Source organism: Streptomyces sp. NPDC002817 (assembly GCF_053592055.1).
This window is the reverse complement of the sequence record NZ_JBSFUY010000018.1, coordinates 105,498-125,756: the sequence shown is the minus strand read 5'-3', so window position 1 is coordinate 125,756 and position 20,259 is coordinate 105,498. Positions and strand designations below refer to the sequence as shown.

General features: G+C 68.7%; 24 protein-coding genes. 5 read left to right on the top strand and 19 right to left on the bottom strand.

Translation table 11 applies throughout. The features are described from left to right. Nucleotides 1-73: 73 nt before the first annotated feature. Together ACWD3I_RS29480 and ACWD3I_RS29475 are read right to left on the bottom strand one after the other, a co-directional pair. Complete coding sequence (locus ACWD3I_RS29480; RefSeq protein WP_365399853.1) at nucleotides 74-1,435, bottom strand: hypothetical protein; 1,362 nt, start codon at nucleotides 1,433-1,435, stop codon at nucleotides 74-76. A 108-nt stretch (nucleotides 1,436-1,543) separates the two neighbouring features. After that, the gene (locus tag ACWD3I_RS29475; protein ID WP_365399850.1) at nucleotides 1,544-1,828 is read right to left on the bottom strand and encodes a hypothetical protein; all 285 of its coding nucleotides are present in this window, start codon (nucleotides 1,826-1,828) and stop codon (nucleotides 1,544-1,546) included. 638 nt (nucleotides 1,829-2,466) lie between these two features. On the opposite strand from ACWD3I_RS29475, the gene ACWD3I_RS29470 reads away from it, so the two are divergent. The 3 genes from ACWD3I_RS29470 to ACWD3I_RS29460 all read left to right on the top strand — a co-directional run bounded on the left by ACWD3I_RS29470 (nucleotide 2,467) and on the right by ACWD3I_RS29460 (nucleotide 3,987). Continuing rightward, nucleotides 2,467-2,838, top strand: a complete 372-nt coding sequence (locus ACWD3I_RS29470; RefSeq protein ID WP_365399847.1) for a DUF317 domain-containing protein — start codon at nucleotides 2,467-2,469, stop codon at nucleotides 2,836-2,838. A 105-nt stretch (nucleotides 2,839-2,943) separates the two neighbouring features. Next, the gene (locus ACWD3I_RS29465; protein WP_365399887.1) at nucleotides 2,944-3,225 is read left to right on the top strand and encodes a hypothetical protein; all 282 of its coding nucleotides are present in this window, start codon (nucleotides 2,944-2,946) and stop codon (nucleotides 3,223-3,225) included. Nucleotides 3,226-3,300: 75 nt separating this feature from the next. Then, nucleotides 3,301-3,987, top strand: coding sequence for a DUF317 domain-containing protein (locus ACWD3I_RS29460; protein WP_365399844.1), 687 nt, complete (start codon nucleotides 3,301-3,303; stop codon nucleotides 3,985-3,987). On the opposite strand, the gene ACWD3I_RS29455 is transcribed toward ACWD3I_RS29460, so the two are convergent. Beyond that, nucleotides 3,965-4,132: a hypothetical protein gene (locus ACWD3I_RS29455; RefSeq protein ID WP_365399841.1), complete on the bottom strand. Its 168-nt coding sequence runs from the start codon at nucleotides 4,130-4,132 to the stop codon at nucleotides 3,965-3,967. The genes ACWD3I_RS29460 and ACWD3I_RS29455 overlap by 23 nt on opposite strands. 293 nt (nucleotides 4,133-4,425) lie before the next feature. Between ACWD3I_RS29455 and ACWD3I_RS29450 the strand changes: the two genes are divergently transcribed. After that, nucleotides 4,426-4,929 (top strand): hypothetical protein, encoded by a 504-nt coding sequence (locus ACWD3I_RS29450; protein ID WP_451084211.1) that lies wholly within the window; start codon nucleotides 4,426-4,428, stop codon nucleotides 4,927-4,929. A 165-nt stretch (nucleotides 4,930-5,094) separates the two neighbouring features. Here the strand turns inward: ACWD3I_RS29450 and ACWD3I_RS29445 are convergent, their stop codons facing one another. From ACWD3I_RS29445 to fabG, 13 genes are all read right to left on the bottom strand, one after another. After that, nucleotides 5,095-5,514, bottom strand: coding sequence for an NUDIX domain-containing protein (locus ACWD3I_RS29445; RefSeq protein WP_451084210.1), 420 nt, complete (start codon nucleotides 5,512-5,514; stop codon nucleotides 5,095-5,097). 174 nt (nucleotides 5,515-5,688) lie between these two features. Beyond that, nucleotides 5,689-6,378, bottom strand: coding sequence for a hypothetical protein (locus tag ACWD3I_RS29440; protein WP_365399831.1), 690 nt, complete (start codon nucleotides 6,376-6,378; stop codon nucleotides 5,689-5,691). 96 nt (nucleotides 6,379-6,474) lie between these two features. After that, complete coding sequence (locus ACWD3I_RS29435; protein WP_365399828.1) at nucleotides 6,475-6,888, bottom strand: hypothetical protein; 414 nt, start codon at nucleotides 6,886-6,888, stop codon at nucleotides 6,475-6,477. Between the two features lie 82 nt (nucleotides 6,889-6,970). Continuing rightward, nucleotides 6,971-8,710 carry a relaxase/mobilization nuclease domain-containing protein gene (locus ACWD3I_RS29430; RefSeq protein WP_365399825.1) on the bottom strand — a complete coding sequence of 580 codons (1,740 nt, stop codon included), beginning with the start codon at nucleotides 8,708-8,710 and terminating at the stop codon, nucleotides 6,971-6,973. Next, nucleotides 8,707-9,063: a plasmid mobilization protein gene (locus ACWD3I_RS29425; protein WP_365399822.1), complete on the bottom strand. Its 357-nt coding sequence runs from the start codon at nucleotides 9,061-9,063 to the stop codon at nucleotides 8,707-8,709. The genes ACWD3I_RS29430 and ACWD3I_RS29425 overlap by 4 nt, the downstream gene beginning before the upstream one ends. A 302-nt stretch (nucleotides 9,064-9,365) precedes the next feature. After that, nucleotides 9,366-9,533 carry a hypothetical protein gene (locus ACWD3I_RS29420; RefSeq protein WP_365399819.1) on the bottom strand — a complete coding sequence of 56 codons (168 nt, stop codon included), beginning with the start codon at nucleotides 9,531-9,533 and terminating at the stop codon, nucleotides 9,366-9,368. A 165-nt stretch (nucleotides 9,534-9,698) separates the two neighbouring features. Beyond that, nucleotides 9,699-9,890, bottom strand: a complete 192-nt coding sequence (locus ACWD3I_RS29415; protein ID WP_365399817.1) for a hypothetical protein — start codon at nucleotides 9,888-9,890, stop codon at nucleotides 9,699-9,701. Further along, complete coding sequence (locus ACWD3I_RS29410; RefSeq protein WP_365399814.1) at nucleotides 9,887-11,521, bottom strand: hypothetical protein; 1,635 nt, start codon at nucleotides 11,519-11,521, stop codon at nucleotides 9,887-9,889. The genes ACWD3I_RS29415 and ACWD3I_RS29410 overlap by 4 nt, the downstream gene beginning before the upstream one ends. Then, nucleotides 11,518-12,171, bottom strand: coding sequence for a WhiB family transcriptional regulator (locus ACWD3I_RS29405; protein ID WP_365399811.1), 654 nt, complete (start codon nucleotides 12,169-12,171; stop codon nucleotides 11,518-11,520). The genes ACWD3I_RS29410 and ACWD3I_RS29405 overlap by 4 nt, the downstream gene beginning before the upstream one ends. A 144-nt stretch (nucleotides 12,172-12,315) precedes the next feature. Further along, on the bottom strand, nucleotides 12,316-13,008 hold the full coding sequence (locus tag ACWD3I_RS29400) for a zinc finger domain-containing protein (protein ID WP_365399808.1): 693 nt from the start codon (nucleotides 13,006-13,008) through the stop codon (nucleotides 12,316-12,318). Nucleotides 13,009-13,013: 5 nt separating this feature from the next. Continuing rightward, complete coding sequence (locus tag ACWD3I_RS29395; protein WP_365399805.1) at nucleotides 13,014-13,919, bottom strand: helix-turn-helix domain-containing protein; 906 nt, start codon at nucleotides 13,917-13,919, stop codon at nucleotides 13,014-13,016. Continuing rightward, nucleotides 13,916-14,071, bottom strand: coding sequence for a hypothetical protein (locus ACWD3I_RS29390; RefSeq protein WP_365399802.1), 156 nt, complete (start codon nucleotides 14,069-14,071; stop codon nucleotides 13,916-13,918). The genes ACWD3I_RS29395 and ACWD3I_RS29390 overlap by 4 nt, the downstream gene beginning before the upstream one ends. Nucleotides 14,072-14,523: 452 nt before the next feature. Beyond that, the gene (fabG, locus tag ACWD3I_RS29385) at nucleotides 14,524-15,246 is read right to left on the bottom strand and encodes a 3-oxoacyl-ACP reductase FabG (RefSeq protein WP_365399800.1); all 723 of its coding nucleotides are present in this window, start codon (nucleotides 15,244-15,246) and stop codon (nucleotides 14,524-14,526) included. A gap of 326 nt (nucleotides 15,247-15,572) precedes the next feature. Between fabG and ACWD3I_RS29380 the strand changes: the two genes are divergently transcribed. After that, on the top strand, nucleotides 15,573-16,382 hold the full coding sequence (locus ACWD3I_RS29380; RefSeq protein WP_365399797.1) for a helix-turn-helix domain-containing protein: 810 nt from the start codon (nucleotides 15,573-15,575) through the stop codon (nucleotides 16,380-16,382). A 397-nt stretch (nucleotides 16,383-16,779) separates the two neighbouring features. Here ACWD3I_RS29380 and ACWD3I_RS29375 read toward each other — a convergent pair whose 3' ends face one another. The 3 genes from ACWD3I_RS29375 to ACWD3I_RS29365 all read right to left on the bottom strand — a co-directional run bounded on the left by ACWD3I_RS29375 (nucleotide 16,780) and on the right by ACWD3I_RS29365 (nucleotide 20,168). After that, on the bottom strand, nucleotides 16,780-18,075 hold the full coding sequence (locus ACWD3I_RS29375; protein ID WP_451084209.1) for a tetratricopeptide repeat protein: 1,296 nt from the start codon (nucleotides 18,073-18,075) through the stop codon (nucleotides 16,780-16,782). A gap of 386 nt (nucleotides 18,076-18,461) precedes the next feature. Beyond that, on the bottom strand, nucleotides 18,462-19,373 hold the full coding sequence (locus ACWD3I_RS29370) for a formylglycine-generating enzyme family protein (RefSeq protein WP_365399794.1): 912 nt from the start codon (nucleotides 19,371-19,373) through the stop codon (nucleotides 18,462-18,464). A gap of 9 nt (nucleotides 19,374-19,382) precedes the next feature. Then, complete coding sequence (locus tag ACWD3I_RS29365) at nucleotides 19,383-20,168, bottom strand: aminotransferase class IV family protein (protein ID WP_365399792.1); 786 nt, start codon at nucleotides 20,166-20,168, stop codon at nucleotides 19,383-19,385. Nucleotides 20,169-20,259 lie beyond the last annotated feature (91 nt).

Genomic DNA, 20,259 nt, shown 5'->3' with positions numbered 1-20,259 from the left:
GCGCGGTCTCCCTGGGCCCGGGGAGCTGAACCGGGAATATCTCTACAGCTCCAGCAGGCCACGCGGTGCGTCGTCACAACCAGGTGTGGCCTTCGTCCCGGAAGACCGGCCACGGCCGTTCGGAGGTGTCCGGGGACAGCAACAGGTGCTGGATCCCTGCTGCCCAGCAGTCCTGGTCCATCAGTTCGATCAAGTAGCGGTCCATCTCCGAGCGCTTCAGCTGCAGCGTCCGGGAAATCTGGGCGGTGAGTCCGTTGGGGGCTCGCCATTCGGTCTGGCGGTGGATCTCCATGAGGACATCACCGACCATCAGTTCGCCGGTTCCGGGTGGGCGCACCCATTGCGCCGAGATCCCCCGGGCGGTCAGGTCTGCGGCCAGGGACGGGCCGGAGGTCTCCACCGTGAGGGTCATGACGTCGCCGATCAGACGCGCTGCGGCAACGGGGTGGATGGGGTAGACGCCCCATGGAACACGCAGTGGGTCGCGCGAGACGGTGTCCAGACTCGTGGCGTGCATGTTCAGGTCGGGCTGGTCCCCGATGCGTGCGCGGCGCCGGGCGGCGTTCCATTGGCGGGCCACCCGTTGCCTGAACTCCTCCCGCGTCCACTCCTGGCTGGTCACGCCGTGCAGGTCGACGGCGATCAGGGCACGGCTGCCGGGCGCCTTGGCGGCGAAGATCCCGTCCGTGGCGGCGCGTTGGGTCGCGGTCTGCAGCAGCCCCATGTGCGTCCGCAGCGGGGTGTCGATGTTGTGGAGCCGCTCGTCGGGGTTGTCCCCAGGCAACGCGGATCCGGTGCGGACGGCCTCGTACGCGGTCTCGATCCGCTGCTCCTGGGTGCGACTGCGGTACCTGTCGTTGGTCTTGATCTCGTAGGTGTGCGGTCCGTCGTCCTGCCATACGGTGATGTCGCCGATTCGGAGGCAGTTGGTCAGGTCGTGCATGAGTGCGAACTGGCCGTCGTGCCAGTGCCTCTTCACGGTCTCCAGTTCTGTCTCCAGGCCGGCCTTGCCCGCCATGATTCCGGACGGCGCGTTTCGGCACAGGGCCAGGATGTATCTGCGGTCGTGGTTGAAGGCCCGCCAGGCCAGCGCGTCGCCGATCGAGCGGAACTGCCGCGCCACGCGCTCGCACAGCTCGCGCTCAAGGATCCACGTCTCGATGTCGCACCGGTCCAGCCCCGACTGCGGTTCGGGTGCACCGGTGTGGGGCGCCTTGCCGGCGCTCATGCGCTTGACCGCCTTGCTGAAGGCGTTGCGGTGTTCCTCCACTTCGAGGAGGTGCCGAAGCAGGTCCTGTTGTAGTTCGTAGCCGTCCTGCGGGCTGCGGCAGGACCGTACGCGCTCGATCAACGGCACCAGATCCACCTGTGCGGCCTGGTGCCGGGGATGCGAGATCACCTCTTCGGGCTCAAAGCCTAGATCGAACAGCTTCACCCGCACAGTGTCGTCCGATCAAATCCCATAACGAGACAGCTTTTCCCACGCTCGCTACAGCGAGCTGCCGTGAGAGAGCGTGGCCCCGCTGGTTCCTCTGAGGCGAAGCTAGGCATTGGCGCCGAGGTCTTTACGCATGGCATCCCGAAGGGCCTGGTACGCCCGGTCGTATCGATGCCGCCCATCAACGTACTCGTCGCTGTCCCTGCTTAAACCGTCAGCAACCACGTCGCGCAGGTCACGTAGCCGTCGGAACGAATCGTCAGACTCCACGACCACGTAGAGCGGCGCGCAGATCGACAGCTCGTATCGCAGGCTTGTGCAGGCTTCGAATGGTTCCCACACCGCACGCCTGCGCTCCTCCGGTTCGAGCTCGGGCTCGCGAACGGCCATGCGGCAAGCGTGTCGAGCCGAGGCGAGAGCAGAGAGGTAGGAGACGTAGAGCGAACGTCGGCTTTCGGTGTACTGATCGCCTCGTTCTCGTCTCCACCGGCGATGATCCAGGATTCCGGCCGATGCCGTTGCAATTCCTCCCCCGACGATAGTGCTTGCTAATGAGACCCATTCCATCGACACCCCCGGGAGCTGAGTTGTTGGCGCTCCAGCGTGCCCCTGCTGCATGCGACGTCGAGGTGTCCGCGCTGATGCTGCTCTGACCTGTGCGTCTCTCCGATGCGTAGGCGAGTGAAAGGAACGCTGAGGCTGTGCAGAAGCGAAGAGCGGAGATCCCGCGGAAGGCCCGAATGACGGCAGTTGTCCGTCGTCATTAAACCCAGCCTCACGGCGATCCTTGCCATCCAATCCAGTCGTCCCAGGTCAGCGCGCCGGCCACAGAGCGGACGCCATTCTGCTGTCTCGACGCCCAAGTTAGTCGCCGCAGGCTAAGGACTTCCGGTGGACTGGGTTCGATGTCAGCGGACGGCAGTTCGCCTGTGGCAGACAGGAAAGATCCGGCAAGGACTGGTGAACGTCGCGACACCATGTCAACCTAAACGACCCTCCTTAAAACCCCAGGTCAGAAAGGTGATGTTGTGGCATTGGATGCGGCGCAACCTGGAATTTCCACGACGGTCGCGGCCTTGCGGCTCCATTCCTGGAAGCTCGGCGCCGGCCAGCCGATGCAGGTGATCGACCAGTTCGCGGAGGCCGACTTCACCCACATTGTGGACGACCGGGCCGATGTCCATATCGGCTCGCGCGACGGCCGGTTCTACCTCGGCTACTTTCCCGACGGCCGGCCCGGCGGTGTGGACGGGGATTGGGTAACGGATGAGGGCTGGGTGATCGCCGTTACCGGCACCGCGAGCGTCCCGGGCTACCGGATGTCCTTCGGGACGCAGACCCCGGCGGAGATCATTGCCGCTGTCGTGGCCCAGACCCTGGCCACCTCCCGCCCCCTGTGACTGACGCGTCCCGTCCCCTCTCGTATGCCCCACGTACTTTGCCTCTGCTCTTGCGGCCTCGCCCGCTACTGCTTGGAGTACACCTTGGAATCACACCCGCGCGAGATGACCGTCGGTGACCTGCTCGACCTGCTGTCCGCGTACGACCGTGACGCGATCGTGCGTCTCGCCGTCAATCCCTTCTTCCCTATGGCCCACCTCCTGGGCGGTGTGGAGTCGGCGGTGGACGAGCAGGGCCGACCGGTGGTCTACATCGCCGAGTCCAAGGAGGCCGTGCAGTTCGGCCCCCTGCCGCCCGTGGTGGCGGTCGCTCTGACCTGGCAGCCCCCGGCTGAGGGACCCTCGCGTCGTCGGCGAGGCGCGACCGGGCCGCACACCGGACAGTGATCCATCGAACCCACGGAGGCGCCCCTGCACCCGCACCACCCCCTCGATCCCTCCCACCCCCACCTGCCGGACCCGGTGTACTGGGTCACCCCGCGCCATCTGGCCGGCGATGACGACGCCCTCGCCGAGCGGATCGGCGACACCCTCAGCGGGCTCGGCTGGCGCATGTGGCCGACCTCCCGCAACACCCTGCTCTATATGAGCCCCGACGGTCTGCGCGGCGCCGAATGGATCCTCGCCGCCTACCCGTTCGAGCTGGGCGGGCTCCCCGTGGCCTGGCAGCTGTCGGCCCGCCCGCACAACGCCTCGGCCATGACCGAGTGGAACGCATATTTCACCGCTGGCGTCCCGCACGAGGCGCTCGCACACCTCCTGCTCGCGCTCGACGCCCGCGAAGCGCCCGATGCCGGGTTCGAGGACGCGGAGACGGTGCTCACCGTGCTCAGCGCGTGTGGCTGGCTGCGCGACCTGGACCGCCCGCGTACGACCGCCACCGACCCCGGCTTCTCCGCCAGCATCTCGCTGGAGACGCTGCCGCCGCTCATCCAGGACGCTGACCCCAGGGACGACCTTCTGGGATGGCAGGCATGGGCGGAACCCGTGCTGGGAGCGCCGTACCTGTGGTGCGCCAGCTTCAGCGCCAGCGTCCCACACGACCTGGTCGCGGCCTTCGCCGCCTCGCTTGCCTCCCCGGTCCCCGTTGCCCGGCGCACCCTGCCCGACGGCGCGCAGGAACGGCTCACCGTCGTACGCCGCGACTGACGGCACGGCACACCCTCACCATCTCGACCTTGGCCTTGGAGGTCTGCTTGCCCCTGCCCTTGATCTGGCTGTCCATCTCGCCCACCACCGGGACCGCGCACCACGGCGTGATGCTCGGCACCGAGCCGTTGACGGTGTGCGCCACTCATTCGACGGACCTCGCGCCGATCGGAGAGAACACGGCGCATTCCCTGTGCCAGAGCTGCACGCGCGCCTTCCTGATCCTGACTACGCCGCCGCACCCTGGTGGCGAACCGGAATCTCCGGCCCGCTGTCGGGACGGGTAAAGGGGCCACCGCGCACCGGCCGATCCCGGGCCATCTGATGGGCTATTGCGGCAAGCCGCTCGATCCCCGCCCGGCGTCCGCGCGGCGGAAGTGCGCGAACTGCACCGCGCTGGTTGCCGCGCTGACCCGCTTTGATCGCCTTGCGGGCGAGGTGAGCGTGCCCGCCGACGAGGTGTGCCCGCGAGAGGACGACGTGCTGTGGGCGCCCGGCGGCCGGGGCAACCTCGTCACCGGACACCGCCGCAACGCCGCCACCGGCAGCGCCCTGTGCGGCCTGCTGCTCTCCGCCCCGAACCCCGACGCCACCGTGGAGTGCACTCCCTGCTGTCGCGCCTGGAAGACCGAGCGCGACCGACGGGCGACGGCGCTTGCCCGGATGCGGGCGAGGGCCCGCTGGTGGACCCAGCGCCGGGAACTGAAGACCGTTCAGGGACGTGCCGCGGACCTCAACTCCAGTGACGCGTATACCGTGTCCGGTTGCCTGGACCGGCACCACGTCCTGACCGTGACCCACCCCGCCCGGGGCCGACGGCTCACGATCCTCGCCTACGTGCCCGCTGACGACGAGATCGTGGAGCTGGGCCTCCACCACGACCGGCTGCTCGCCATCGAACGGCCTGGCGTGCCGGAGGCGGGTATGCCCGCGCTGTCATGACCTCGTGCACGGGCCTGCTTCGACCGTGCCACGCCGTCCGCTGAGTTTCCCACTGCTTCGGGCCCGCTCTCTCACCGTTGTCATGGTGAGAGAGCGGGCCCGTTTCCGTTGCGTCGGGGGTGGTGTGCCTTTCCGCACGGCAGGTGCCCGGACAGCGCGGGCGTGTCAGCGGCACGGGGGCGGCAGGCGTGGTGCGAGTTGTTCGATGTAGTGCCGGACGTGGGGCGGCATCGGCTCGGGCAGTGCGTCGAGGGGGAACAGGCGCAGGGCTTGGCCTTCGCCGAGAACGAGTTCGCTCTCGGTGCCGTCCCAGGACACGGCGAACAGGTGGGGCGGCGTCTTGCCCTTCTCGTAGGTGGTGACCCGAACTTCCTCGATTGCCTCCGGGACGATGCCGGTCTCCTCCAGCAGTTCCCGCAGGATCGTCTCGAGCGGCGTTTCGTCCGCCTCGGTCCCGCCGCCGGGAAGCGACCAGTGTCCTGGCCAGGCGATGCCGGCCTTCTCGTCCCGCAGTTGCAGTACGACCTCATGGCGCGGTGTGGTGACGAATGCGAAACACCCACGCGTCGTGGGACGCTTCACCACCCCGGTGACCTCCCCTCGTACGACGATGTGCCGATGACCCACGACAGAAGCCCGGGACGCATCATGGCGCCGACGGGGCGTTCGTCGTCCGCCGACACGGTAGTGCCGGACGACGAACGCCCGGTCCTGCCCCCGAACAGCAGGGGAGGACGGGGCGTGACGGAGCGCCGTGCGTCAGCGGGCCTGCGCCGCCCGGACGGCGTCGGCGAGGTGGGCGTCGACGAGAGCCGGAGACCCGGAGACGATCACCAGGATGTTGCCGGTGCGGATCGCCGTCTGCTTGACGACGCTGCTCTGCCCGCCGGCGGAGTAGGTGAGCAGTTGGCTCCACCGCTCGTCACCCAGCTGAGGGGCGCTCGCCTTCATGGTGCCCATGTCGATGACGGTGCTGCCCGACACCACCTGGTAGGTGGGGCAGGAGAGCATCGCGTCGAAGACCGTCCCGATGCCCTGGGACAGCTTCGCCGCGCTGCCGCTGTAGAGCTCCTCGGACAGCTCGGAGCTGCTGCTGCCGGCGTAGGTGAAGGACGCCTTGGCCTTGCGGGGGAAGCTGAGGCTGGTGCCGGTGGCCGTGTCGCCGCCGAGTTCGGCCAGTGCCGGGCAGCCGATCACGGTGACGTCGTCGTGCCGGACGGCGGGCTGTGGCGTGCGCGTGTAGCCCTCGCCCAGGTCGCTCTCGCTCAGCAGCCGCGTCTTCAGCTCGGCCGAGGACAGCGGCGCGGATGCCTCCGCCGTGCCGTCCTGGTGCGCGGACGTGGAAGACGAGGTGGCGGTGATGGCGGGCTCGGTGCGGGTGGAGCAGCCGGCCAGGGCAAGGACGGTGAGGGCGCTCAGGCCGAGGGCGGTCGTGGTGGACAGGCGCATGCGGAAACCCCTAGGTGATGCGGGACAGACGGTCTGACCGGGTCGGCTCTCCGGGTGCCGATGAACGCAGGGGTGAGGGGAGGGGTTTCGCGGGTTTCAGTGGCCGAGGTGGCGCAGGCCCTCTTCGAGGGTGGGGTGGAAGCGGTCGACAGGACCGGAGTTGCGGTTGTACCAGGCGGTGTCCAGGCGCGGCTCCGCTGTTTCGTGGCCGGATGGGCAGCGCAGCCACACCGAGTCGTCGCGCATGTTGACGACGATCCAGTTCCGGTACGCACCGCAGTGGCACTGGTGGACGTCCCCGTCGATGACGAGCGGCCGGTCCCAGCGCATCATGAAGCCCGAGACGTCCTGGCGGACCGGTGCCCGGAAGTCCGGCGGCAGGAAGTCCGGCACCGTGGTCTCCGGGCCGAGTGCGTCGGGCAGTGGCCACTCGGTGTGCATCGCCAGCAGCGCCTGGCCGGCATGCTGGGCTTCACGGAAGTCTCGGTCCGTACGGGTGCGTCGGAACACGCGGTCTCCATCTCTGTCGTCTCGCCTGCACGAGGAGAGTGCCGCAAGTCCCTGACCTGCTGCAACTCTAGAATTGTTGAATTCAGCGGGTCTTGCCGGAACGGTCCTTGCCCTTCGCCGCGCGCTGCGCGGTTTCGCGGGTGGCGGTGTGTGCGGTAGCGGTGTGCGGTGGCATGGAGGAGGCGTCCGCGGGCAGATCGGCCATGCGCCGCAGCCGCCACACCAGGACGTCGCTGATCGAGTCGGCGGTGTCCAGCTCCCGGCGGGCGGCGGCTTGGGCCAGGAGCGCGGCCGGGTCGTGACCGGCGCTCTCGACGTCGGCGAGGGTTGCGGCCAGCGCGTACCAGCCCGGCTCGGCCAGGACCTGCTCGGCCAGTTCCGGCACCGCCTGGTGCAGGGAGGCGGCCTGCTTGCGCCGCAGGGGCTGGGACAGGCGACGGCCGCGCTGGTGCAGGACGCCCAGGAACACTGGGGCGGTGGCTTGGTAGGCGCCGCGCAGGTGTTCGGCGGCCTCGTGGGCAGCGGCGGCCTGCTGGGTGTGCTCCTTCATCCTGTGCCAGTGGGCGGCGGCGGTGACCAGGAAGAACACCATGTCGATCAGCATGGCGGTGGTGGCGCCGTCCTCCCCGCGGCCGAGCGCCGGCCCGCCGTGGACGAGGTCACGGGCGGCCTGCCGCAGACCGCGGGCATGGCCTCGCTGGGCCCGGATGTGGGAGCGTGTGGCCCGCTCGAAGACGAAGGCGGCGTCGCGTAGTTCGCGCCGGGTGTGCGCGGTTGATGTCTTGGCGAGCGCGTCGAGGATCTCGCCAGCCGCGGCGAGCTGCGCGGCGATCTGTCCGTCGTCGCCCTGGTCGAGGATGAGCATGGCCTGCCAGACCGCTCGTGTCGCCTGGCGGCGCGCGGTCGACGGGCTGATGCGGGCGGAGCCGGAGGAGGGCTCGGTAGCGGCGTCGCGGTCGGGTTCGGAGGTGTTCGCGGCCCACCGTTCGCGGATCTTGGGGAGGGAGAGGTCCGGGGCGAGGGTGGAGCCTGAATAGTAGATCGGCTCCCCATCCTCGTTGCGGTCGTCGGGCAGCGCGACCTTGTAGCCGAGCAGGTCGCCGGAGGGTGCGACGCGCTGGTGGATCAGGAGGCCCGCGGCGGCCAGGCGGTCGAAGAACTCCTGCTCGTCGGCGACGCCGGCGGCGGCGCGGCGTACCGTCTCGCGCAGTTCCTCGCGTGGGGTTCGTTCTCTGCCCCGGCGGTTTGCCTTGTGGCGTTCGGCGCTGGTGGGGCGCTTGGCGGCGGTGCCGTCGCCGGAGTTCAACCGGCGGAGCCCGTAGTCGACTTCGATCTTCCGGGCTTCCGCCTGGGAGCGGGCGCCATCGTGGCGGATGCGGGCTCGGCGGCCGTCCTGGCGGACGACGGTGGCGATGATGTGGATGTGGTCGTCGGCGTGGCGGACGGCCGCCCAGCGGCAGGCGTCGTCGTCGCCTTCGGGGGCGATGCCGGTGGCGGCGACCATGCGGCGGGCGATGTCCGCCCACTGCTCGTCGGTGAGGACCGGGTCTTCGGGGGCGGCGCGTACGGACAGGTGCCATACGTGCTCGGCGGGCCTGGCGCCTTCGGGCAGGGCCATGACGGGCTGGTCCAGCAGGCGCTGCAGGTCGCGCTTGGTCGCCTTGGGGTCGCGGCGGCCGGGGTCGCGGCCGGGGTCGGGAGCCAGGCGGTCCCACGCGGCGACGAGGTGGGGGTCGACGTGCTCCTCGGCCTTGCCGAGGCCGTACAGGTATTCCAGCAGGCCGTAGGTGTCATTGCCCATGTCGTGGACTCTGGGGATCATGCGGCAGGACGCTCGCCGTCCAGGTAGCGCTGGACGAAGGCGTCCACACGCAGGGAGACCCGGTCGACACCAGCGAGGACCGCCTTGGCCTGCGGTGCGGGCTCGTCCGAATTCAGTGCTGCCGCAACCTGGTTGAGGTTGTTTCCGATCCGGTTGAGTGCCGTTCTCAGGGCGAACAACTCGTGCAGCATCTCGCGTTCGCCGGCGATTTCTGCGGCGGTGAGGTCGAGGTTGCGGGCGGCTTTGAGCGCGGCGCGGGCGAGGTAGTTGGCGACGCTCATGTTGCAGGCTGCTGCGCCGCGGACGAGGAGCTGGTACTCGGCGTCGTTCATGCGGCAGCTCGGCTGGTGCATGCGCTTCTTCTTATCGCGCAGGCGCTCACGCTGCTGAACGCGAGGCTTTGGCGGTACGGCGTGGGCGCAGTCGCTGCTGTGGCAGGAGTGGCTGTCCCCCTCTGCAGGATGCGGTCCGCCCTCGGCCGCATCCTGACGGATCGGCGCCCCCCGGTGCCGATCCCCTCCCGCCACCCCCGGGGCGGGAGACGCAAGAGCATTGCTCCCAACGGGAGCAATGCTCTTGCACCAACTTGCTTCCGCTGAGGCCGAGTTGGCTTTGAGCTCACCCGTTGCGGGGGTGGGGGGTGTCGTCGGGATTGTCATCGGGTGAGGTTCCTCGTGGCACGGACGCGGTGCTGGATGTCGGCGGCGAGATCGACCATGGAGGTCGGGCCGTCGAGGAGCTGGACGGGGGAGTCGGCGCGGTGCTGGACGAGCCACTGGCCGCTGGGGGTCAGCACGGCGGCGTGCAGGAGCTGGTGGCGCACGAGCACCTCCGCCCAGGCGGCGGCCTCGGTGGTGGTCGGCGCGTGTGTACGCGGATGATGGGCAGGAATGACGGGTTCCTCCAGGGCGGGGGCGGTGGCCCGGCCGAGGCCGGGCCATGAGAAGGGTTGATGGAAGCAGGCGCATGACCTGCTGTTTTGTGATGGTCAGCCGCACTCGGGGCAGCGATCGAGGTGCTGGTTCAAGGACCGAGCCATGTTCCGCCGGACCACGACGGCGGTCCTTGCGCTGGTCCTCGCCGACGCGGAACTCTGGTAACGCTCGGCATGCCCGCGCAGGCGACGGATGTCCTGCTCGAAGCCGGACTTGATGCGCGCGAAGCGCTGGCAGGTCTTCATCGGGCCGTGCTCCTTGCTGTGGCGGTGCCCGCTTCGTCGCGGAGCTGCTGCAGGACCGGCGTCAGCCGCTCGTTCCGCCCTCCCCGGATCTGCTGGGCGCGCAGGATTTCCCGGAGCTGAACCCGGGTCAGGGACTCATTGCCGTCGCGCTCCAGCAGCGCGGGGACGTGGGGACGGACCCGCTCGACCATCTCCTCGACGCTCAGTTGAGGCTGCTTGCGGGACCGAGTGGACTGACCGCCGCGCGGTCGGTTCCGGGACGTCCTCGCCTTCGGCGTCCGGCGTACGGGGACGGTGTGGGGACGGTCCTGGTTGGGCTCGGTCCCCGTTTGGGTGTCGAGGTGTTCGCAGTCCTCGTCGTCGTTGGGGATCGTGTGGGCACGGTCCCCAACGGGCTCCGTCCCTGCTCCGGTATCCGGGTGCTCCTGGTTCGCGTCTCCGGTGGGGACGGGGACCAGGGGCCCGTCTGTGGTCCCCTGAGCAGCGGCTTCGTGCACATGGTCGGCACTGCCGCTGGCGCAGTCGTCGGGCTCTTCGGTCCCGGCGGCTACGGTCTCCTGGTCCCCGACCGCCGCCTCTTGGCCCTCGTGCAGCGGGCCCGAACCGGACTCGGCGGCTCGGTCCCCGTCTGCTCGGTCCCCGATCGGTGTGGTGCTTCGGGGACCGTCGCCGGGGACCGCGCTCACCCCCGTACTTGTCTGCGTCCGGTTCACCGACGGAGTTGCGATGGACACGGGGAGAGGGGACCGGTCCCCGTGATCTGCGTACCGGTCGCGCACGGGCTGAATCCAGGGTGACGGCAGGACCACGGTGGCGAGTTCCGTGGCGTGCCGGCGGGCGGCCAGCTGTTCCAGCAGCAAACGGCGTTGGCCCAGGTCGGTGCCGACACCGGATCGCGCCAGAGCCGACTGGAGTCGACGCGTAATCCGACGGCCACGACCGTTCTCACGCTGCTCCTCGGGTATCGAGGCCAGCAGGGAGGCGAGCGCCACTGCCCGCCAGGTCGCGCGTTCCTTGGTGATCTGCGCGGCATCGCGGTTGCGGGTCGCGACGCCCAGGCGCGAGAGGAGACGCTCCCGCATTTCCCGGCCGAAGGTGGCCAGGAGCCCTTGCGAGGCGGCGTCCGGCTTGTGCAGTCGTAGCTCGATGCCCATGGCCAGGTGCCACAACGCGGCCGCCAGGACCGGGCCGGCGAAGGCCCGCACAGTGCCGGCCACCATCCCCGACTCGGCGTACGCCGGGATGACCTGCACCCCGGTGATCACCCAGACCAGACCGCCCGGCAGGCCCGGAGCTCCCTTGGTCTTCAGACTCTGCCGGGCCATCAGCGCGGTCGCGAACAGCGCCAGCTCGGCCGCGCTGAACATCATGGCCCGCTCCACCGTGCCGGCGACGTCGAGGTAGTCGGCGGCGAACCGCCAGCTGGTCTCGGCGCTGTAGACGGTGCAGTTCAGGGCGGCGAGGGCCGACACCCAGACTGCGGGGGTGCTGGTGCGCGGGCCGCCCGACCGGGCCCGACGCCGCCGGAGCGACCATCCGGCCAGAAACCCGGCGAGCACGCCGACGGCTGCGACGACGTGCACGGACTCGATGCCGAGCAGGAGGGAGGGCAGGGCGATGGGGTGAGTCATGCGGCCTTTCGGAGAGCGGCGATCAGGGCGTGGGTCTGCACATGGCGGACGATGTGCACTGGGGAGACGGCGTCCTCGACGTCCTCACCCGAGGCGTCTTTGTCCTTGGCGGGCTCGTCGTCGGTGGCCGTTTCTGGTTCGGCTTGGCCCCAGTAGCGGTCGCGGTCGGCGACGGCGTGGGCGGCGTTGCGCATCAGGTCGCGCGCCCAGTCGAGGTTTTCGAGCCGCAGCGAGTAGGCGAGGCGCTCAGGGCTCCAGCCACGGACGTAGGCGTGGCGGGTGACGGCTTCGCGCTCGGCGTCGCTGAGGTGGACGTCGCGGCCTTCGAAGGCGGCCTTGACGCGGCTGTAGTCCAGGCGCTTGTTGACCCGGGCGTGCCAGGGACGGCGCTCAGCCTCGGTGAGCCCGCCCCACATGCCCTGGCGGAGCTCGTTGTCTAGGGCGTAGTCGAAGCACGCCTTCTTCACCGGGCACCCGCTGCAGATCGCCTTGGCCGCGGCGATGGCTGCGCGGTCGCGGGCCGCGTGGAAGAACAGTTTGTCGATCTCCTTGGCCGGCAGGCCGTGGCACCGGCCGCGTTCCTGCCAGCTGTGATCGGCGATGCCCCGGATTGTCGGGGTGGGAGTGTCGTTCGTGGTGATGTGGCGCAAGACAGTCTCCGGAAGTCGCCTCTGCGGGTATGGGGCTCGCGGCACCGGTGGCGGGCGGGGTGCGGCGTGCTGGCGTCGAGGCGGGCTCGGGGTACGGGGTGGTGTCGTACCGCAGGCGGAACGTTTCGGTGGAGAAGCGGGCGGTCAGGCGGCGGATGTCTGCAGGGCCTGGACCCCTTGGGCACGGTCGACGCGGCCGGGGTGGGCCGTGGCGCGCGGTGCGCTGCCCCGGGCCGTGCCGTCGAGGCTGATGCGACGGCGGCGGCAGGGCTCGCCCTCGGGGGCGTGACACCAGTCGCACGGCACACCGAGGACGTCGGGGCCTCCGGCGGCGATGGCGGCTTCCCGGGCGGCGCGGGCCGGGCGATAGGGCGCCAGCTCGGCGCGCACGGCGGGCGGGATGTAGGAGCCGACGGCGGTCAGCTGCTCCTTGAGGGCCGGTCGGTGCCGTCCGGCGGTGATCCCACGGTGCGGCGAGGGGGTGGCCTGCCCGGCAGCCACGGCGTCGCGCCCCGCGAGCAGCTCGGCCCGCCAGGCTTCCGGATCGTCCGGGTCGGCTGCCGGGGTCGGGTCGGTGTGCCGGGCCAGACGGTCGCGGCGGTGCACCTGCCATTCGCGGGCCACATCGGCCGGCAGGATCGGGTACGGCGAACTCACGATGCGCTTGCGGACGGTCTCGCGGACGTCCCAGCCCTGGGCAGTGGCCATGGGGACGTCGCCGAGCAGTTCGTGCCACATGGCGAGCTGGTCGCGGGCCTCGCCCGCGTCGGTGCGGATGGTGCGCGGGTCCAGGCGGCCGACGTAGGTGAGCACGGCAGCAACTTCGCGTCGGTCCAAGGTAGTTACTCCGTTCCAGTCGGTTCGTCGATGGCGGCTAGCAGAGCGGCCATGTGTGCATCAGCGCGGGTCATGCCGGCCTGCGGCACGGGGGTGCCGCCGGGCAGGGCGTAGAGGCGTGGGCGCTGGGGTGTGGGGCTGTGCTCGCGGGCGATCCAGGCCCGCCAGTCGGCAGCCCAGGTGGCGGTGGGGCGAGGGCTCCAAGCCGCGCGGTGGTGGCGCCACTTCGCGTCGGCCATCTGGAGGCCGTGCTCGCCGAGGCGGTCGAGATGTCCCTGCTGTTGGGCCCAGGACAGGCTCGCGTCGTCGACCTGCCAGTTGGCGGCGGAGGTGAGGTCGGCAGCGCCACTGCTGCTGTAACTACGGTTCACCTTCGGTTCACTACGGTTCTGGGGGTCAGATTCGGACCCGGGCAGGGGTCGGGATCTGACCCGGGCAGGGGTCAGGTTGTGACGAGAGGGTGCCGACTCTGACCCGGTCAGATTCGGACGGCGGGGGGCGGATTCCGACCCGGTCTTGGGCCAGATGCCGTGCCTGCGCAGCCGCTCGATGTCCAGCGTGGGCACCGGATCGGACTCGGCTGGGAGCTCGACGTACGCTTCGGGGTCGTCCCTGCGGGCCGCCGCAACCTTGGCCAGCCACGCGGCGGCACGCGGCAGCCGGTAGACCATGCTGTGTTGCGGGCCGTCGAGGTCGTCGAGTACTTCCAGCTCGCCGGCGTCGGCCAGCGCCGTGATGGCGCCGCGCACGGCGTTGCGGCTGGCGTTCGTACGCCGCATCAGCGAGGTGAGGGACGCCCAGGCGACACACTGCTCGTCGGGGATCCGATCGGCGATCGACAGCAGGACCAGGCGCGCGTTTCCGCGGCTGGCGCTGTGCTCCCACGCCCAATCGCGGGTGTCCCGGCTCATCGGGGCACCGCCCAGACGAGGCGGATGCCGAGCGTCGGCTCCGGCGCCAGGGTACCGAGCAGCCGGTGCGCGATCAGGGAATCGGGCGGTGAAGCGAGGACGGCTGCCGCGCGAGCCGGGGGCACCGGAACTTTGCGCAGGGCAGGCGGCATGTAAGACTCTCCTTCGTAGTGAAATCCGCACCGGTGTGCCTCGTAGGAAAGGACCGGTGCGTGAAGGTGGGTAAATCTCCGCCCTTGCCGGGGCAGGAGTGCCATTTGGCGTTCGGCGTCCGGGAGTTACCGCTCCATGGGCGCCGTCGCTGTTTTCGGGGCTATCGCACTTTGCTGGATCGTGCGTTTTGCATAAGGCTCCTAGCGTCGTCTGCCGCCGGGCGGGGTTCCCGGCGAGGGACGATGAACATATGCAGGCCCTGCGGCAAGATCCAGACCTTGCTAAAGGAATCTCTACAAGTCGCATCGGAGGGCGGCGGCACCCGCGCCTACGGGTGGGGCTGCGGGCTGTGACGCAGGCAACACGCTCCGATGTACTCGGATGACGGTCTGATCGGCAAAGGGCCGGCTGTTCACCGCAAGGCGGCGCAGGCGGCCGCGGTGGAGGAGTATCAGTGCCCCATGGAGATGCCGCCGTCGACCGGCACCACCGCACCGGTGATGTAGGCGGCTTCTTCACTGGCCAAGAAGGAAATGGCCGAAGCGATCTCCTCCGGCATGCCGATCCGGCCGATCGGTACGTCACCGATGATCTTCTCGATACGCTCCTTGGGCAGGGCCGCGGCCATCGCGGTGTCGGTCAGGCCCGGGGTCACGATGTTGACAGTGATCCCACGTGAGCCGATCTCCCTCGCCAGCGAGCGGCCGAAGCCGATCAGACCCGCTTTGGAGGCCGCGTAGTTGGTCTGCCCGGCTTCCCCTTTGAGCGCGACGGCGGAGGATACGAGGATGATCCGGCCTCCGCGCTTGGCCTTCAGCATGCTTCGCGTGGCTCGCTTGGCCAGCCGATAGGCGGCGGTGAGGTTTGTGTCCAGGACGGCGGCGAAGTCTTCCTCCGGCATGCGCAGCAGCAGGTTGTCCCGGGTGATGCCGGCATTGACGACCAGGACCTCGACCGGGCCCTGGTCGGCCTCGACCTCCTTGAAGGCGCGCTCGACCTGCTCGGGGTCAGTGATGTCGCAGTGCACGGCCATGGCGCCGTCCATGACGAGATCGGGTGCGGGGCCATCGGTGCGGTAGGTGAAGGCGACGGTGTCGCCGCGCTGGGCGAATGCGCGGGCTGTGGCGTGGCCGATTCCACGGTTCCCGCCGATGATCAGAACGGAGCGCGACATGAAGATCCTTTACGCAGCCAACTGGACTGAATTCGCCATCGCGGCGATTGGATCGCCGCGGTGGTGCCAGTGAGATTAAGGCGACACTCCGCGTGTAACGGGAACGCATAGGCCGTGCTTATCCTGGTGATGAGAACTGACAGTTCCCATTGCCTGGCATAGGTGCTTCCGGGTCCGAATGATGGACAAGGCGTGTGACGTCAACTCCCTTGAATGCAGGCCGTGATGTGCTGGAGGGTCGCCAGGGGATGGGGAGCGTGAAACGCAGGGAATGTGACCCGGGTCTCACCTATTGTCGTTATGTGAACGTTATGAATGAGAGTGGGATGCAGAGCCTGATCGTCACCCGCATTCTGCAGCAAGCGCGGGCGCGTCGTAACACGTCGGACATACCTGGCTTTGATGCCGCTTTCGGGGCTCGCCTAGCCCCGGGAATCACGCAGGACCAGACGGCCACGCTGGCCGGCGTCAGTCGCCGTTGGTACAACAGCCTGGAAGCCGGGCGACCCGCCAACTACAGCGACGCCTTCCTGCAAGCAGTTCGGCGCATCCTCGATCTGAACGACGAGGAATGGGACATCGTCTACCGCGTCACTCGTGGCCATGCCCCTGCGGCGGCGCCCGTCAGCCACCTCGGCGCCCTGCTCCCTGACCCGATCCGTGCCTTCATCCAGGAGAGTCGGACGTGGGCTCTTTACCTCAATGACCACCGCTGGGATGTCTTGGCGTACAACGCCAAGACCCTGGAGTACTTCCCGTGGATGCGGTATGGCCTCAACGTGATGGAGTGGGCCCTCACGTGGCCGGAAGCCCGTACGCAGCTCGTCAACTGGAAAGACGAGTGGGCGCTGCCCATGATCGCCCAACTGCGCGTTCACGCCGAACAGTGGCGCAACGACGAGCGCCTGCGGGTTGTGATCGAAACCGTCCGGGCGGACCCGACCGCCCGTAAGCTCTGGGATGCGCCTGACCTGCCTACCCTCACACACCCCGCGTCGAACCAACCGCGGCGCCTTTACCTGGCCCGACAGGGAGGTCAGGAATTCTCCATTCGGTTCATCGCCGGGACTCCCTCAGAGCTCCCGTCCTGCCGCATGATGGCGGTCACGCCAGCGACGGCCGTGTCGAGCGTCTAAGCAGTGGATTGTCAGGTCTCACGGCAGAAGGTTTGGCTCAGCTGAGCCGGAATTTTGATTGTGGTGTGGCGGGCACAGGGTGCGTCAGGAAGTGCAATTCATTGGGCGATGGCGTACGGCTGTTGCTCAGGTGGCGGCGGTTTTGAAGGAATCCCATTCCTGAAGTGAGTTGACGGGGGATCAGGCTGCGAGAGGCTTGTTTCCGTCATGCTGAGGGAGTGGGTTCACCTTCGCGCCGAACGGCGGGCTGCTAGGTTTCCGGGACGGCCTCGGCGGCATTGAGCGGCATATCGAGCAGATCTGCCAGGCCCCCCACGCTGGACGGCTCAGCCGATGAGGCCGAGCCGAAGGCGGTGACGTCGCTGACGCCCGCTTCGTCGCTACCGGTAGTCGCCGCTCAGGCCGCAGACCGCGTGCGTGCCGCGATTCGTTCCCCCAGTTGCTGCGCGCTTGCCGTGTCCTTGACCAGGGGTAGCCGGGCCTGGATGTTGCTGATGCCGTCGTCGATCCGGACGGACTGGACACCCTCGGCGCAGTCGAGGAAGGCGTTCCAAGTGGCCAGCGCCTGAGTGTCGTTGCCCCGCTTCAGTTGGACGTGCCCGAGGTCAGCGAGCACGATGGCGCGGGTACGTTTGCGGTCGAGTCCGTGGATGTCGAGAGCGAGATGGAGGTGTTCCTCGGCCGCCGGGAGGTCGTTGAGCTTCGCGTGAATCATGCCTGATTCGTGGGCCCACCGGCCGTGGCTGTAGTGGGAGGCCCAGGACTCACCAGGCAGGGCTGGGGCGTTCTCGATCGCGCTCTGCGCGGATCTGAGGAGCTTGGAGGCGGTGATGCTGTCCCCGTCGGTGGCGGCCGCACGGGCATGGGTGTTGCGGTAGTAGGCGAGGGCCTTGGGGTTGTTGAGCTTACGTCCTCGTTCGGCGCAGGCTTCAGCGATCCGTACGGCGGTCGGGATGTGTCCGAGATCGATGGCCTGGTCTGCGAGACCGCGGAGCGCGGTTGCGGCGAGCTCGTTCTCGCCGGCTTCGTCCGCAAGCTTGTAGCTGTGGACGTGGTAACGCTGAGCGAGGCCCTGGTTGCCTTCGTCCCGGGCCATCCAGCCGATGAGGTGTACGAGCTGACTGGTGGCGGCGAACAGCTCTCGGCCGACTGCCTCGGTGAAACGGCCGTCGAGCCACCGCTCCACGTCGACCGTCAGGTAGCGGACGGCGAGGTGACGTGCGTGACCTCCGCCCAATTCGGACGCGGCGTCGCCGAGGGTCCTCGTCATCGTGCGGATCGCAGTGACCTCTCCCTGGCCCACCCGTACCGGGCCGCCCTTGCTCACCCTGCGGGTCACCGCTTCCGCATCGGTCAGATCAAGGGCAGCCAGACCAACGGCAGCGGACGCTGCGAGAAACTGCCGTCGTTCCACGTCGCTCCCTCCCAGCCGCATGACTGAGGCCACGGTATCTCTGGGAGCTTGCCCATTCCCATCGGAAAGATCGAGGTTCAACACCTTCTCGATGTACGGAAGCCAGTCGGTCGGAACGCGTCGACCGGTCTCCCAGCGGTAGACCTGCTGGCGGTCGCAGTACCCGGGCTTCCCCCAACGCGCTACTGACAGTTCGTCGGCGAGCCTTGCCTGGCTGCATTTCGGTCGCTTGGCCTCACGAGCCGCGCGGATGCGCTCGCCGATGGTCATGTCTCGCACCGCCGCTGGTCCTGGTTCACAACTGGCCTACAGCTGGCAGACATTGGGGCAGCTGCCCAGCCCGGGCGATGCGCCGTTGACTGAGCATCACCAGGACGACGAGCACGTCGGGGGAGGTAGCGATGACCGTTGGGCCCAGCCTTGCTTGCGAGCGGAGACGAGCAGCCTTCAGGCTTAAGTGCTCGACTCTTCCACTTGTGTTCGTGGATCGAGTAGCTGATGGAGCCACGCCACTTTCCGTCCTTGTTGATGTGATCTCGGAGGCGCCCCTTCGCGACCTTGGCGCCCTGGCGCAGGGTCATCGCCGAAGCGTCGCCGTGCAGCAGGCAGTCGGCCCGTGCCCGATGATGAGCCGGTTCCGTGGGGCCGCCGCCGAGTGGCAACTGTCACAAGGCGCTGACACAGCGGAATCCGGTGTCGTTGTCCCGCATGGCGACGTTCGCTGCGTTTCTCCTCGAGGGTGCGGCGCGCTCGAACGGGCTGGTGAACGCGCTGCCCTTCAACTCGTACCTGCCCGGCCTCTCTGGGGTGGCGCACCACTCCCAGGTGTTCCCGCACAGGTCGAAAATGCCGTACGGGCTGACGCCGGACTGGTAGCGGGTGACCGGAGTCGTCGTCCCTATCTCGGCCTCAGCGACATTGCACTTCGCGGCGGTGGGTTCATCGCCCCACGGGTAGACGCGCCCTTTGGCGCCCCGGGCTGCCTTCTCCCACTGCTGGCTCGTAGGGAGCTGCTTGCCGCACCAGCGTGCGTACGTGGTGGCGTCGTGCCAGCTCACCCAGACCACCGGATGGTCGAAGAGGCTGTCGGGGCAGCGGCCACCGGTCCAGTGCTGCGGTGCGTGGTGGCCGGTGGCGCGTACGAAACGCTCGTAGTCGGCGTTGGTGGTCGGGTTGACGTCCATCTGGAAGGCGTCCACCCAGGTCGGGGTGTCCTCGGCTCCGGACAAGTAGATGCCCTCTTCGACGAGGACCATGATCTTGCCGTCGACGGGGTGCTTGACGCTGCGGGGAACGCGGCGCAGCAGCTCTTCGGCGCGTTCGTCGTGCTCGACGGCGGCTCTCTCGGTGAGGAGTGTCGCGAACCGCTGCTGTGCGGCGGTGCCGGCGCGTGCGAGCAAGGTGTCCAGGGCCTCCTGATTGCCGGGGCGCAGTTTGATGGTCTCGCCCCGACCCTCCCACGTCACGAGCTGGCGGTGGCTCACGCCGACCGAAGCGGCGAAGGCGCGGCCGTTCTGACGCAGGGCCTTCCTCAGCAGGCGGACCTCCTGCCCGGTCCACTTGATCACCTCCGCCATGCCCTCCTCCTACAGCGCTTCGGCCGGGACCGACAGGTATGCCTCGCGCAGCCTGTTCATCAGCGGGTGCTCGGTCGCCATGGACGTGTCGTCGATGCACGACAGGGCGCGAACGCCGATGGACGTGTTGGTGGCGAACGCGGCCTCCATGTTCTTCGCCTGGGCCAGGGTGACGGGGACTACCTGGTGCTCGACGTGCTGCTGCAGCAGAGCCATGGTCACTCCGGGCAGCACCGGCGCTTGCGGCCACACCACACCTTCGTCACTGATGAATCCGATGTTCCAGGTGCCGCCTTCGCTGACGCAACCGTCGGCGCCGACGAACAGGGCGTCGTCGTAGCCATTGAGCTGGGCGGTGCGGCGGGCGTGCAAGGCGCCGAAGAGACCGACGTGCTTGACCTCGGGCAGGTCGCGTTCGTATCGAACGCTCTGTGCGCGCAGCGGTGGCGGGGGCATGGAGCCGGCGGCGCGCACGGTGACCAGCACGCGGGGGTGGTCGGCGTGTGCGGGGTGACCCATGTCGACCGTGGGGTCGTAGATGGTCACGCGGACGACGCTTGGTCCGTCGTGCCCGTGCCCCTGCAAGGCCTGCCGGACGTGGTCGCGGACGCGATCGGCGTCCAACGGGGCACCCCAGACGATCTTGCAGTCCCGTACGAGACGTTCCAAGTGCAGAGACAGGCCCCGAATCCGGCGATCGGCGTCGACGCGCATGGACGTGAAATGGCCCAGGTTCGTGAGGGCCAGGGTGAGCAGATCGTCGGGGGACACGGGCTGTCCGTCGAGTGTTGCCATGGCGAACAGCATGTCAGCGCGCCTCCCCGCTTCGGCAAGCCGAGAGCCATTTCTGACGGTCCAACTTCATCAAAACTTCCTCGCCCTCACC